Raw genomic sequence first — 14,293 nt, forward strand, 5'->3', positions numbered from 1 at the left:
GCCGGAGCCGTGCCTTCCACGCGGGGCACGGCTCCTCCACCGTCGCCAACAAGGCCGACCGGCCAGGAGGCAACCAGATGAATACATCCAGCCTGTTTTTCGGTGGGGTGTTTTTCGCGGCAGACGGGAAGCGGCGTAGTTGTTTTCAAAAGATTCGTGGAGACCTGCGTCTAGACAAACAGAAAGAGCCAGATAACCGGCTGGTTGTTTCGCGACTCATCCGTAACCACCGCGAGTCGAAGTCCTACGCCTGGCAGTTTGCACGCGATAGTCGCCTCGGCCCGGCATGGAGCAAACCTTCGCAGCGGGTTGATCACCTGTTGCCCAGGCCACCAAAGACGGCGCCGGCTAACAGGGTCCAAGACCACCACACAGGGAAAACCTGACCAAGTCCAATCGATATGCACTCAGTGTGCGGAGTTGTGACGAAACCCATTACCTCACTTGAATGGACGTAGTCGTTTCGTTACTTCGCCAGCAATTATTACAAATACAAGAATGAGGCTTTGAATATGAACTCCTGGGTACTGACGCTCTTCGTGGCGCTCAACATTCTTATGTTCCTGATCGCGGCTGGAACCTATCTGTGCCGCTCCGCCAAAGAAAAAGCCGGACAGAGAGGGTAAGCACAATGGACTTCTATGAACTGTTCAATTGGGGCCTGCTGCTCGTCACCTTCGCGGTAATGATCGGAATCGGCTTCCTCTCCTCGCGCAAGGTCAAGGACAGCGATGAAGGCGGGTTTCTTCTCGCGGGCAGGAGTCTCGGCGCTTTCGTCGGTGCGAGCACCATAGTGGCCACCGGCTTCAGCGGCTGGGGCTTCATGGGGTCGCCGGCGGTGGCTTACGAGTTCGGTGCCATCGAGTTGTTGGGCAACTTCTTTTTCGCTCCGGCAATCATGATCGCGGTGCTGTTCTTCGCCAATCATATGCAGAATCGCGCCATTCACATGGGTAGCAACACCATCCCCGAATACATCGGCCAGATTCATGGCGGCGGTGCCGGCGGGCGACTGCTGCAGGGTGTGGCGGCGTTCATGACCATCATCCTGCTGATGGTGTTCCTGGTCAGCCAGATCAAGGCGGTCGGCATGCTCGGCGCGTCCTGGTTGAATATCGAGATGACCAGCAGCGCCTGGCTGATGATTTCGGTGATCATCCTCTACACCATGCTGGGTGGCCTGGCTGCGGTGGCCTGGACCGACACGGTGATGGTCTGCGGCATGGCCCTGGCGGCGATCGTGATCATGGTGCAGATGTTCACCAGCGTCGATCTGGGGCAGTGGCAGGCCAACCTCAACGCCATCAATCCCAGTCTGCTCAACCCGGAGACCGCAGCGCCCTATGGCCAGAGCAAGGGGTCGGTGTTTCTGGTGTTGCCTTACGCCTTCCTGTTTGCCGCGGTGCTGCCGTACATGGCGATCCGTTTCCTCGCCTTCAAGCCGAACGTGAAGATGCACAAGGTCGGCATCTACGTGGCGATTCTCGGCGCGTTGCTCAGCCTGATCCCGCTGGTTGGTCTGTACATGCGTGCCTTCGGTCCGCAACTGGCCGATCCGGACGGCGCCATGCCGATGTACCTGCAGACGTTCATGCACCCGGCGCTGCAGGGGATCATTACCCTGTTCATCATCTTCGCCATGAAGTCCACCGCCAATTCGATGCTGCACACCGTGGCGTCGGCGACCTCCCATGACCTGCGCCTGGCGCTGAACAAGCATGCCGAGGTGGACTCGCCCCATGCCCTGACCGTCAACCGTGTCGCCGTCGTGGTACTCGGGCTGCTGGGGCTGCTGATGATGATGTATGCGCCGCCGTTCATGCTGTCCTGGCTGGGCATCCTCGGCTCCGGCACCCTGCTGGCGGCGATGATCGGTCCGGTGTTCATCTCCACCTTCTGGCAGGGCAACGTGGCCGGTGCCCTGGTGGCGATGCTGGTCGGTTTCTTCACCAGCGGTGGGCTGCTGCTGAGCACCGACATCGGTTGGGTCGAAGGGCCGCTGATCGGCTGCCTGGCCTCATCGGTAACCTATGTGCTGGTCTCAATGCTGACGCGTGCGCGGGTGTCGGTGCCGCGTCGCGCTCGGTAAGTCTAGGGGGTAGACGAAGCCACGGACTCAACAAAGTCCGTGGCTTTTTTCTGTCTGTGCGCCTGCTATATCGCCTTTAACGCGCTTCGTGGCGGAAATCAGCCAGTCGATCGGCAGCGGCTGGCCCGATCAGCTCAACCAAGCTGCCAATCAGAAGTACTTCAGGTTTAAGCGTAAGGGGTCAGGTTCGCTAGCGTACGCGGTAGCTAATCCAGGGCACTCTGCTTGCGTTCGTCCCGAGGCGAGTGGCCGAACAGGCGGCTGTAGCACTTGGAGAAGTGCGCCGGCGAGGCGAAGCCGCAGGATAGCGAGACATCGCGTACCTGCGCATCGGTGCGCAACAGCAGGTCGCGGGCGCGGTTCAGGCGCAGCTCCAGGTAGTACTGGCTGGGCTTGCGCTCCAGGTACTTGTGGAACAGCCGCTCCAGTTGGCGCACCGACACCTCGTTGAGCTGGGCGAGCTCCTCCAGTTCCAGGGGCTCCTCCAGGTTGGCTTCCATGATCGCGACTATCTGGCTGAGCTTCGGCTGGGCATGCCCGAGCTTCTGCCGCAGCGGCACCCGTTGTTGCTCGCGGGAGCCGCGCATGCGATCGCACAGCAGCAGCTCCGCGGCATGCTCGGCAATCTCCGCGCCACCGGGTTCGCGGGCGATCAGTTGCAGGGTCATGTCCATGGACGCCGTGCCGCCGGAGCAGGTGTAGCGGTTGCGGTCCAGCTCATACAGCTGGTTGGAGATGATGATGCCGGGGAACTTCTCCTTGAGCTGCTCGATGTCCTCCCAGTGAATGGTGCAGCGGTGGCCTTTGAGCAGATCGGCGCTGGCCAGCAGGTGACTGCCGGTGCAGATACCGCCGAGCGGCACATCCTGATGGGCCAGCTTGCGCAGCCAGTTGAGCAGGTTGCGGTCGTGCTTGGCCGGAATCGGGTTGGAGCCCACCACGAACAGGGCGTCCAGCTCCGGGGCATCGGTGATGGAGTGATCCGGCACCACGCACATGCCGTTGCTGGCGCGGACCAGTTCATGGTCCGCGGCGATCAGCAGCGATCGGTACAGCGTGCGCCGCGCCGCCAGGTTGGCCATGCGCAGGGTTTCGATGGCACAGGCAAAGCCGATGGTGGTGAAGTTGGGGGTGAGCAGGAAGCCAAAGGTTTTCACTCGAGCTTCCGGCGCTTCCCTGAGCGGTCTGCCGACCTGCTCCAATGTATTAGACGTTTGCGCCATGCGAGAAACCTCCACTGCAGTAGCTATCGCCTTTGCGCGCAGGGCAGGAGGGCGCAAAGGAGTCTACTGAGGCTCTTGTTGTTCTTGGGCTGCCTGGAACGGCCAGCCAGCAGCCGATTTTACACCCATTCCCGCGTCTACCGATCGTTCCCTGGGGGCTATCTGGAGCCCTTTGTCGCGGCAGTTTCGCCAGGCGGAGGCCCCCGCACTTGCCGGGCAAGCCGAACATATTCGCGTCGGAAATGAACAAACGGCGCCTTGGGCCTTTTCGCACAATCCATCGCAACTAGTCCTACCCATCCAGCTCCCGACCAGGTGCGCCATCTATGGCATTGCGGACGTCGGGAGGGGGATGGGGTTAACCCGTTCGGGCGCAGGGCGGCCCTATACCAACAAGAGCGACTTCAGACTGTCGCAGGAGATCAGCGATGTTCAGCAAACAAGACCAAATCCAGGGCTACGACGACGAACTGCTCGCGGCGATGAACGCCGAAGAGGCCCGTCAGGAGCATCACATCGAGCTGATCGCCTCGGAGAACTACACCAGCAAGCGCATCATGCAGGCTCAGGGCAGCGGCCTGACCAACAAGTACGCCGAAGGCTACCCGGGCAAGCGTTACTACGGTGGTTGCGAGCACGTCGACGTGGTCGAGCAACTGGCCATTGACCGCGCCAAGCAGCTGTTCGGCGCCGATTTCGCCAACGTCCAGCCGCACTCCGGCTCCTCGGCCAACGCCGCCGTCTACCTGGCTCTGCTCAACGCAGGCGACACCATCCTGGGCATGAGCCTGGCCCATGGCGGTCACCTGACCCACGGTTCCAAGGTCAGCTCCTCCGGCAAGCTGTACAACGCCGTGCAGTACGGCATCGACACCGCCACCGGGCTGATCGACTACGACGAAGTCGAGCGCCTGGCCGCCCTGCACAAGCCGAAGATGATCGTTGCCGGCTTCTCCGCCTACTCCAAGACCCTGGACTTCCCGCGTTTCCGCGCCATCGCCGACAAGGTCGGTGCGCTGCTGTTCGTCGACATGGCCCACGTCGCCGGCCTGGTCGCCGCCGGCCTGTACCCGAACCCGATTCCGTTCGCCGACGTGGTCACCACCACCACCCACAAGACCCTGCGTGGTCCGCGTGGCGGCCTGATCCTGGCCAAGGCCAACCCCGAGATCGAGAAGAAGCTCAACGCCGCGGTCTTCCCCGGCGCCCAGGGCGGCCCGCTGATGCACGTGATCGCCGCCAAGGCGATGTGCTTCAAGGAAGCGCTGGAGCCTGAGTTCAAGGAATACCAGGCCCAGGTGATCAGGAACGCCCAGGCCATGGCCAAGGTGTTCATCGAGCGCGGCTTCGACGTGGTCTCCGGCGGYACCGACAACCACCTGTTCCTGCTCAGCCTGATCAAGCAGGGCCTGACCGGCAAGGACGCCGACGCCGCCCTGGGTCGCGTCGGTATCACCGTGAACAAGAACGCCGTGCCGAACGACCCGCAGTCGCCGTTCGTCACCTCGGGCCTGCGCATCGGTACCCCGGCCGTGACCACCCGCGGCTTCAAGGAAGCCCAGTGCGTCGCCCTGGCCGGCTGGATCTGCGACGTGCTTGACCACCTCGGCGACGCCGACGTCGAGGCCCAGGTGGCCAGCTTGGCAGCGGGATTGTGCGCGGACTACCCGGTCTATCGCTGAGTTTTCCCTCACCCCAAGGCCTCTGGCGAGGCTTGGGGGAACAGATTTCAGGAGCATACCCATGCAACGTTATTCCGGCTTCGGCCTGCTCAAGCATTCCTTCAGCCACCACGAGAACTGGCAGCGCATGTGGCGCAACCCGACGCCCAAGCCGGTCTACGACGTGATCATCGTCGGCGGTGGCGGCCACGGCCTGGCCACCGCCTACTACCTGGCCAAAGCGTTCGGCGTGAAGAACGTCGCGGTCATCGAGAAGGGCTGGCTGGGCGGCGGCAACACCGCGCGCAACACCACCATCGTGCGTTCCAACTACCTGTGGGACGAGTCGGCGCAGCTCTACGAGCACGCCATGAAGCTGTGGGAAGGCCTGTCTCAGGACCTCAACTACAACGTCATGTTCTCCCAGCGCGGCGTGTTCAACCTCGGCCACACCCTGCAGGACATGCGCGACATCGAGCGCCGGGTCAGTGCCAACCGCCTCAACGGCATCGACGGCGAGGTGCTCAACGCCAAGCAGGTCGAGGAACTGATCCCCTTCATGGATTGCAGCAAGAACACCCGTTACCCGGTAATGGGCGCTTCCCTGCAGCGTCGCGGCGGTGTCGCCCGTCACGATGCGGTGGCCTGGGGCTATGCCCGCGCCGCCGACGCCCTGGGCGTCGACCTGATCCAGCAGACCGAAGTGATCGGTTTCCGCAAGGAAAACGGCGCGTGCATCGGCGTCGAGACCACCCGTGGTTTCATCGGCGGCAAGAGGGTGGGCGTCGTGACGGCGGGCAACTCCGGGCACATGGCCAAGCTGGCCGGCTTCCGCCTGCCGCTCGAATCGCACCCGCTGCAGGCCCTGGTCTCCGAGCCGATCAAGCCGATCATCGACAGCGTGATCATGTCCAACGCCGTACACGGCTACATCAGCCAGTCGGACAAGGGCGACCTGGTCATCGGCGCCGGCATCGACGGCTACAACGGCTACGGTCAGCGCGGTTCCTACCCGACCATCGAACACACCCTGCAGGCCATCGTCGAGCTGTTCCCGATCCTCTCGCGGGTGCGCATGAACCGCCAGTGGGGCGGCATCGTCGACACCTGTCCGGATGCCTGCCCGATCATCAGCAAGACCCCGGTGAAGAACCTGTTCTTCAACTGCGGCTGGGGTACCGGTGGCTTCAAGGCCACGCCGGGTTCCGGCCATGTATTTGCCGCCAGCCTGGCCAAGGGCGAGATGCACCCGCTGGCCAAGCCCTTCGCCATGGACCGCTTCTACAGCGGCGCGCTGATCGACGAGCACGGCGCTGCCGGCGTCGCCCACTAACAGGAGAAATACCGACATGCTGAACATCTTCTGTCCCCATTGCGGCGAGCTGCGCTCCGAAGAGGAGTTTCACGCCAAGGGTCAGGCGCATATCCCGCGTCCGCTCGATCCGAATACCTGCACCGACGAACAGTGGGGCGACTACCTGTTCTTCCGCGACAACCCACGGGGCATCCACCACGAGCTGTGGATTCATGCCGCGGGCTGCCGGCAGTACTTCAATGCCACACGCGACACCATCAGCTACGAAATATTCGAAACCTACAAGATTGGCGAGAAGCCGAGCGTGACGGGCCAGCCGAAGCCGGCTCGCCAGGTCGCCCGTGCGTCAGGAGAAAAGGCATGAGTCAGATCAATCGTCTCTCCCAGGGCGGGCGCATCGATCGCAGCCAGCCCCTGACCTTCAAGTTCAACGGCGAGACCTACCAGGGCTATGCCGGCGACACCCTGGCCGCCGCGCTGCTGGCCAACGGCGTCGACATCGTCGGCCGCAGCTTCAAGTACTCGCGTCCGCGCGGCATCGTCGCCGCCGGCGCCGAAGAGCCGAACGCGGTGCTGCAGATCGGTTCCACCGAAGCGGCGCAGATCCCCAACGTGCGCGCCACCCAGCAGGCGCTGTACAGCGGCCTGGTGGCCAACAGCACCAACGGCTGGCCGAACGTCAACACCGACCTCATGGGCATCCTCGGCAAGGTCGGCGGCAAGATGATGCCGCCCGGGTTCTACTACAAGACCTTCATGTACCCGCAGAACCTCTGGCTGACCTACGAGAAGTACATCCGCAAGGCCGCCGGCCTCGGCCGTGCGCCGCGGGAAAACGACCCGGACAGCTACGACTACATGAACCAGCACTGCGACGTGCTGGTGGTCGGCTCCGGCCCTGCCGGTCTGGCCGCCGCCCTGGCCGCCGGCCGCAGCGGCGCGCGGGTGATCCTCGCCGACGAACAGGAAGAGTTCGGTGGCAGCCTGCTCGACAGTCGCGAGACCCTCGACGGCAAGCCTGCCGCCGAGTGGGTGGCCAAGGCCCTCGCCGAGCTGGAGAAGCTGCCGGAAGTGTTGCTGCTGCCGCGCGCCACGGTCAACGGCTACCACGACCACAACTTCCTCACCATCCACCAGCGCCTGACCGACCACCTCGGTGAAGTCGCGCCGATGGGCCAGATGCGTCAGCGCATGCACCGCGTGCGCGCCAAGCGCGTGGTCCTGGCCACCGGCGCCCACGAGCGGCCGTTGGTCTACGCCAACAACGACGTACCGGGCAACATGCTGGCCGGTGCCGTGTCTACCTACGTGCGTCGCTATGGCGTCGCGCCCGGCAAGCAGCTGCTGCTGTCGACGACCAACGATTACGCCTACCGCGTGGCCCTGGACTGGCTGGAGGCCGGCTTGCAGGTGGTGGCCATTGCCGATGCGCGGCCCAATCCGCACGGCGCCTGGGTCGAGGAGGCGAGGGCGAAAGGACTTCGCGTCATCACCGGCAGTGCGGTGGTCGAAACCCGCGGCAGCAAGCGCGTCAGCTCGGCTCGGGTGGCTCGCATCGATGCCCAGACGCATAAGGTCACCAGCCCAGGCGACTGGCTGGAGTGCGACCTGGTGGCCAGCTCCGGCGGCTACAGCCCGGTGGTGCACCTGGCCTCGCACCTCGGTGGCCGCCCGGTGTGGCGTGAAGACCTGCTCGCCTTCGTGCCGGGTGACGGCTTCCAGCAGCGCCTGTGCGCCGGCGCGGTGAACGGTGTGTTCGCCCTCGGCGATGCCCTGGCCGACGGCTTCGAGGCCGGCGCCAAGGCGGCGGGCGAGGTGGGCTTCAAGCCTGTGAGCGGCGAGTTGCCGAAAGTCTTCGGCCGCCATGAGGAGGCCGGGCTGGCACTGTTCCTGGTGCCCCACGACAAGCCGACAGCGCGCGCGCCGAAACAGTTCGTCGACCTGCAGAACGACGTCACCGCGGCCGGCATCGAGCTGGCCACCCGCGAGGGCTTCGAGTCGGTCGAGCACGTCAAGCGCTACACCGCGCTGGGCTTCGGCACCGACCAGGGCAAGCTGGGCAACATCAACGGTCTGGCCATCGCCGCCCGTTCCATGGGCATCGGCATTGCGCAGATGGGCACCACCATGTTCCGCCCGAACTACACCCCGGTGACCTTCGGCGCCGTGGCTGGCCGCCATTGCGGCGAGCTGTTCGAGCCCAAGCGCTACACCGCGCTGCACGCCTGGCACCTGAAGAACGGCGCCGAGTTCGAGGACGTCGGCCAGTGGAAGCGCCCCTGGTACTTCCCCAAGCGCGGTGAGGACATGCACGCCGCCGTGGCCCGCGAGTGCAAGGCCGTGCGCGACAGCGTCGGTATCCTCGATGCCTCGACCCTGGGCAAGATCGATATCCAGGGCCCGGATGCCCGCGAGTTCCTCAACCGCGTGTACACCAACGCCTGGACCAAGCTGGACGTGGGCAAGGCCCGCTACGGCCTGATGTGCAAGGAAGACGGCATGGTCTTCGACGACGGTGTCACCGCCTGCCTGGCCGACAATCACTTCGTCATGACCACCACCACCGGTGGCGCCGGTCGGGTGATGGAGTGGCTGGAGATCTACCACCAGACCGAGTGGCCGGAGCTGAAGGTGTACTTCACCTCGGTCACCGACCACTGGGCGACCCTGACCCTGTCCGGCCCCAACAGCCGCAAGCTGCTGGCCGAGGTCACCGACATCGACCTGGACAAGGACGCCTTCCCCTTCATGACCTGGAAGGAAGGCAAGGTCGGCGGCGTGCCGGCCCGGGTGTTCCGCATCTCCTTCACCGGCGAGCTGAGCTACGAGGTCAACGTCCAGGCCGACTACGCCATGGGCGTGCTCGAGCAGATCGTCGAGGCGGGCAAGCAGTACAACCTGACCCCCTACGGCACCGAGACCATGCACGTGCTGCGCGCCGAGAAGGGCTTCATCATCATCGGTCAGGACACCGACGGCTCGGTCACCCCGGACGACCTCAACATGGGCTGGTGCGTCGGTCGCAACAAGCCCTTCTCCTGGATCGGCTGGCGTGGCATGAACCGCGAGGACTGCCTGCGCGAAGACCGCAAGCAGCTGGTCGGCCTCAAGCCGCTCAATCCGAGCAAGGTGCTGCCGGAAGGCGCGCAACTGGTGTTCGATGCGAAGCAGCCGGTACCGATGAACATGGTCGGCCATGTGACCTCCAGCTACTTCAGCAGCTGCATGGGCCATAGCTTCGCCATGGCCCTGGTCAAGGGCGGTCTCAAACGCATGGGCGAAAGGGTCTTCGCGCCGCTGGTCGACGGCAGCGTGATCGAGGCCGAGATCGTCAGTGCGGTGTTCCTCGACCCGAAGGGAGAAAGGCAGAACATCTGAGGCTTCAGCATTCACCTCCAGGCGCCGGCGAACCGGCCCTGGAGGTCAACCAGACAACCTCGAAGGTTAACGATATGACAGCGTTCAACGTCTACAAGCAGCGCCCCGATGCCGGCCAGGCCGAATCCCCGCTGTTCCACGCCGGCCTCGACGAGCTGGCACGCAAGGGCAAGAGCAGCGCCGGGGTGACCCTGCGCGAGAAGAAGCTGCTCGGCCACCTGGTCCTGCGCGGCGATGGCCATGATCCGGCTTTCTCTGGCGCCGTACACAAGGCCATCGGCCTGGAGCTGCCGGTGGCCCTGACCCTGGTGGCCAGCGGCGAGATTTCCTTGCAGTGGTTGGGCCCGGAGGAGTGGCTGCTGATCGTGCCCAGCGGCTCCGAGTTCGAGGTGGAGCAAAAGCTCCGGGCAAGCCTTGCCGGTCAGCATCATCAGGTGGTCAACGTCAGCGGCGGCCAGACCATCGTCGAGCTGAGCGGTCCCAAGGTCCGCGAGCTGCTGATGAAGTCCAGCTCCTACGACGTGCACCCGAGCAACTTCCCGGTGGGCAAGGCCGTCGGCACCGTCTTCGCCAAGTCCCAACTGGTGATCCGCCACACCGCCGAGGACACCTGGGAACTGCTGGTGCGCCGCAGCTTCGCCGACTACATCTGGCTGTGGTTGCAGGATGCCAGTGCCGAGTACGGCCTGGCGATCAAGGCCTGAGGTGCCGGTAGCGCCGCCCTGGTGATGAAGCAGCTTGGCGACTCTATAGGTTGGTTCGTTTGGGTGAGCGCGCATGTATGGCGCCGGTGGTTCGAGCCCCACTGTGCCTACCCGTTCGCCCCCCGGCTAGCTGGCGGGGCTTAGAAGGCGATCCGCAAGGATCGCCTTGCTTGTTTGCGGGAGTTTTCGGCAAACCCGTGGCGATTCAGTTGTTGGTCGTGTGCCCGGGGCGCATGTTTCATGGCACACCTAGGCAGACGGTTTCCACTGCCTGAGGAAGTCGATAAAGGTCTGCTGGATGGGCGTCACCGAGGCCTTCACCCAGGCGACCTCGGTGACGATCTTTCTTTTTATCCCTTTGAGCGGGCGCAGGACGACGCCCTTGCGGCTGATGTTGCTCGCGCACTCGGCGTGGATGCTGATACCTATATTCGCCGCCACGAAGCCGAACACGCCTTCGCTGTTGTAGGCCTCCTGTACGACATTGGGCAGGAAGCCGGCCTCGACGCACAGCGCGTCGAGGTGGCGGCGGAAGTGGGTCCAGCGATGCATGAAGCCCATGACAAATGGGTCGTGAGCAAGATCCTCCAGCAAGACCTCGGGCTGGCTGGCGAGTGGATGTCGCTGCGGTAGCACCGCGACAAAGCGGTCATGTTGCACTGCGATGCTGTCGAACCCTTGATCCTGTATTGGCCCGGTGACCAGACCGAAGTCGATATTGCCCTGCGTCAGGTCGACCAGTTGCTGCTGCGTCGAGGCGTAGATCAGCTCGGTGCGAATCTTGGGATGCTGCCTGCGGAAGCCATCGAGAATGCTGGGCAGCTCGCCCGATATCGCGAAGTCGGTATAGCCGATGCTCAGTTGACCACTGAGCCCTGCTCCAGCCTTGCGCGCCAGCTCCACGGCGATGTCCAGTCGTTCGAACACCGCCTTGCTGCCAGCCAGAAAGGCCCGGCCGGCTTCGGTCAGTTCCACCCGCCTGTTGCTGCGCAGCAGCAGTACCTCGCCGATGGATTCTTCCAGTTGCTGAATGGTCCGGCTCAGCGCCGGCTGTGCCACGTGCAGGCGCTCGGCCGCGCGGCGAAAGTGCAGCTCTTCGGCAACCGCCTGGAAGGCCTGTAGATGACGCAGGTCGATGCGCAAATTGATACCTCCTGGGTATCACTCGTTCTAAAAACGATATTGTACGGGTCATGTCGAAATCTTGTATCTTTGTGACGCATTTATCTTTCTATCGCTTTGCCATCTGCCCCGGGATTGCTCGTCATCGCTCTGCGACATGGCGGCATCGATCGATGCGGGGAATGTTACAGAGGCTAAGGAGCTTTCTTTTTTTGGCGCCAGCTTGCCACTTGATGCGGATGATTTGATTGTGGGAAGTACGTTTCACGGCGTCATTGCTTTTGCCCTCCTAGCCTGCATGCTGCTCCTGGGCGGTGTCCTGCGCAGCCGCATCGCGCTGCTGCGCAACATGCTGGTGCCCGCCAGCATTGTCGGTGGCCTGCTGGGTTTCACGCTGTTGTCGGCCGAACTGCTGCCGGGCTTTCAGCCCGATGATTTCACGGACCTGGCCTTCCACTTCTTTACCCTCAGCTTCATGTCCCTGTGCCTGACCGGCAAAAGCAAAGACCGCTCATTGGCCGGCGGGAGCGTGGTGCGGGGTGGGCTTTGGCTGACCCTGATCTGGACCGCCAGCCTTGGCCTGCAAGGGGTGATCGGCTACTCGCTCATGACCGGTTACGACGCCGTCACCGGCGCCGGTCTCAGTGAGTGGCTCGGCGCCATCGTCACCCATGGCTTCACCCAGGGCCCAGGGCAGGCGCTGACTTACGGCGCGGTCTGGGAGGCGGACTACGGAATCGAGGATGCCGCCCAGGTCGGCATGATCTACGCCTCGCTCGGTTTTCTGGTGACCTTTGTGGTGGGTGTGCCGCTGGCGAAGCGCTTTATCGGTCGCGGCCTCAACGCCAATCGGGCGCCGGCCGAGGATGCCGACTTCGCGTTCGGCTTCTATCGCGGCGGCGCAAAGCCGGCTAGCGGTCATATGGTCACGCATCCCGCGAGCCTGGATTCGCTGGCCTACCATCTCGGGCTGCTGGCCATCGCCTACGTGATCACCTATGTGTGGCTGAGCTTTCTGCAGGGCCAGGTCGCAAGCTTCAGGCCCTTTGGCCTCGACCTTTCGGTGCTGTGCAACTTCAACCTGTTCTTTCTGCACGGGCTGGCCGTCTGTGTGTTGATGCGCCTGGTCATCGATCGCTGCGGGCTCGACGAGCGCGTCGACGACGAAACGCTGAAACGTATCACCGGCTCGTCGGTGGACTTCATGGTGGTCGGCACCCTGATGAGCATCAAGTTTGCGGTGCTCTACGGGCTGTGCGCGCCGATCCTGCTGGTCGCGGGCGCCATAACCGTGGTGACACTGGCCGGCTGTCTGCTTCTCGGGCGTCTCAGCGGGCCGCTGGGGTGGGAGAGGGCAGTCACGGCTTTCGGCTGTTGCTGTGGTTCGACCGGGACTGGCCTGCTGCTGTTGCGCATGATGGATGCCAATTTCAGCACGTCGGTGGCCAAGGAACTCGCGTTCTTCAATGTGGCGATCATCGTCACTACGGCCCATATCCTGTTCTTCTTCGCGCCACTGGCGCCGTCGCTGGGGCGGGACGCTTACTCATGGTTTTCGGTGGCACGGCGCTGCTGTCGCTGGCCTGTGTTCCGCTACTGCTCAAGTGTTGGCCGGCGTCCGAGGGCCTGCGTTCCTTGAGTGATGTGCCCCGATCTGGGCTGCAGCGCGAGGGGAGTCAGTGATTGGGTAATCGTTCAATATAAGCAACACTTGTTTCGTTCGCCCAAAACTTTTCAAGTGTTGTTCTTATAACGCCGGTAAGTATCCGAAAAGCTTGGCTGTTGGCGCCAATTTTTGAGCGTTACAGCGCTTTTAAGCACGACAGAAAGCGGTGAGATTCTATGGCAGTGGTTGGGGGGATTTTAATAGGCATTATCATTTAGGTTTGGCAGAAGTTAAGGCCTCGATTGTTATAAAACGTCAGGCACTCCAGATATCCGATGCACTAAAATGTATAAGTACGTCACATTTTTGGATGTAGAAAGGATATGGAAGGGAAGGCCGCAGAAGGAAGGGCAGCAGTAGCCGTTTGGGGTAACCCGAATCGCCCGATGATGGCCGAAGAACTTTGCCCCGCATTTTATACTGCGCTATTTCCTGTCGACCCGGTCAGGGTATTCGATCTTGCAGTGTCGCCGAGCGGTCTTGACCCATACAAGGCAGCGGTCGTTGAGGTCGATGCGGCGGCGGATCTGAAGAGGGCTTTGGAGATAATCAGCGCCATTCGGGGCCAGAGCCCGGATGTGCGCATTCTGGCGTTGGCGAAAAAACCGACAGTCGATGCAAGGGTGCAGCTTTATCTGGCGGGAGTCGACACGTGCCTCGCTCTGCCTGCGAGCGCCGCGGTGATAGCTGATGCCTTCGCGAAGCTTGTCGACGAGAGTGACAGTGGGGCTGTACCAGTTCTTGATCTGCGCCAGTTATGCCTGTGGACTGAGCAAGAACAGGTTCAGCTTTCGTACTTTGAGCTGAGGGTGCTCGGTGCGCTCAGTCGGGCGCGGGGGCGTATTGCACGTCGGGAAGAAATAGTCGACTTGCTGGAGTGGAGCCCTGACGGCTACGACCAGCGCGCGCTGGAGAAATTCATAAGCAGGCTGCGCGCGAAAACCAAGACATTATTGGGAAGCGATGCCATTCAGAGCATCCGCGGCTATGGCTACCGGCTTTCGAGTCGGCTGGCTATCGTGGGTGCTGACGGCATTTAACTTTCTGCATAAAACAAGAGCTGCTGAATAAAGCATGCCTTTCAACTTGATGGGGGGTGTTCGTCTTCTTGGTAAAGGGAAGATGGCATGGATTT

11 protein-coding genes are annotated in these 14,293 nt (G+C 62.8%); 9 read left to right on the forward strand and 2 right to left on the reverse strand.

Features of this window, described 5'->3' with window-relative positions:
• Nucleotides 1-77: 77 nt before the first annotated feature.
• Together LPB260_RS14075 and LPB260_RS14080 are read left to right on the forward strand one after the other, a co-directional pair.
• Complete coding sequence (locus tag LPB260_RS14075) at nt 78-386, forward strand: hypothetical protein (RefSeq protein ID WP_208709648.1); 309 nt, start codon at nt 78-80, stop codon at nt 384-386.
• A 245-nt stretch (nt 387-631) separates the two neighbouring features.
• Nucleotides 632-2,089: a sodium:solute symporter gene (locus tag LPB260_RS14080; protein ID WP_208709650.1), complete on the forward strand. Its 1,458-nt coding sequence runs from the start codon at nt 632-634 to the stop codon at nt 2,087-2,089.
• A gap of 206 nt (nt 2,090-2,295) precedes the next feature.
• Here LPB260_RS14080 and LPB260_RS14085 read toward each other — a convergent pair whose 3' ends face one another.
• A complete protein-coding gene (locus tag LPB260_RS14085; protein WP_208709652.1) occupies nt 2,296-3,312 on the reverse strand; it encodes a GlxA family transcriptional regulator in 1,017 nt (338 codons plus the stop codon).
• A 428-nt stretch (nt 3,313-3,740) separates the two neighbouring features.
• Between LPB260_RS14085 and glyA the strand changes: the two genes are divergently transcribed.
• The 5 genes from glyA (at nt 3,741) to LPB260_RS14110 (ending at nt 10,370) form a co-directional block, all read left to right on the forward strand.
• A complete protein-coding gene (glyA, locus tag LPB260_RS14090) occupies nt 3,741-4,994 on the forward strand; it encodes a serine hydroxymethyltransferase (RefSeq protein WP_208709654.1) in 1,254 nt (417 codons plus the stop codon).
• Between the two features lie 61 nt (nt 4,995-5,055).
• Nucleotides 5,056-6,306 carry a sarcosine oxidase subunit beta family protein gene (locus tag LPB260_RS14095; RefSeq protein ID WP_208709656.1) on the forward strand — a complete coding sequence of 417 codons (1,251 nt, stop codon included), beginning with the start codon at nt 5,056-5,058 and terminating at the stop codon, nt 6,304-6,306.
• Between the two features lie 16 nt (nt 6,307-6,322).
• Nucleotides 6,323-6,652, forward strand: coding sequence for a sarcosine oxidase subunit delta (locus LPB260_RS14100; RefSeq protein WP_208709658.1), 330 nt, complete (start codon nt 6,323-6,325; stop codon nt 6,650-6,652).
• Complete coding sequence (locus tag LPB260_RS14105) at nt 6,649-9,666, forward strand: sarcosine oxidase subunit alpha (protein ID WP_208709660.1); 3,018 nt, start codon at nt 6,649-6,651, stop codon at nt 9,664-9,666. The genes LPB260_RS14100 and LPB260_RS14105 overlap by 4 nt, the downstream gene beginning before the upstream one ends.
• A gap of 74 nt (nt 9,667-9,740) precedes the next feature.
• Entirely contained in the window at nt 9,741-10,370 is a 630-nt protein-coding gene (locus LPB260_RS14110) for a sarcosine oxidase subunit gamma (protein ID WP_208709662.1), read from the forward strand.
• A 249-nt stretch (nt 10,371-10,619) separates the two neighbouring features.
• Here LPB260_RS14110 and LPB260_RS14115 read toward each other — a convergent pair whose 3' ends face one another.
• Nucleotides 10,620-11,513: a LysR substrate-binding domain-containing protein gene (locus LPB260_RS14115; protein WP_208709664.1), complete on the reverse strand. Its 894-nt coding sequence runs from the start codon at nt 11,511-11,513 to the stop codon at nt 10,620-10,622.
• 136 nt (nt 11,514-11,649) lie between these two features.
• Here LPB260_RS14115 and LPB260_RS14120 point away from each other — a divergent pair, with 136 nt between their 5' ends.
• Complete coding sequence (locus LPB260_RS14120) at nt 11,650-13,131, forward strand: sodium/glutamate symporter (RefSeq protein ID WP_218281524.1); 1,482 nt, start codon at nt 11,650-11,652, stop codon at nt 13,129-13,131.
• Between the two features lie 413 nt (nt 13,132-13,544).
• Nucleotides 13,545-14,198: a winged helix-turn-helix domain-containing protein gene (locus LPB260_RS14125; RefSeq protein WP_208709666.1), complete on the forward strand. Its 654-nt coding sequence runs from the start codon at nt 13,545-13,547 to the stop codon at nt 14,196-14,198.
• Nucleotides 14,199-14,293 lie beyond the last annotated feature (95 nt).

Source organism: Pseudomonas sp. LPB0260 (assembly GCF_013388395.1).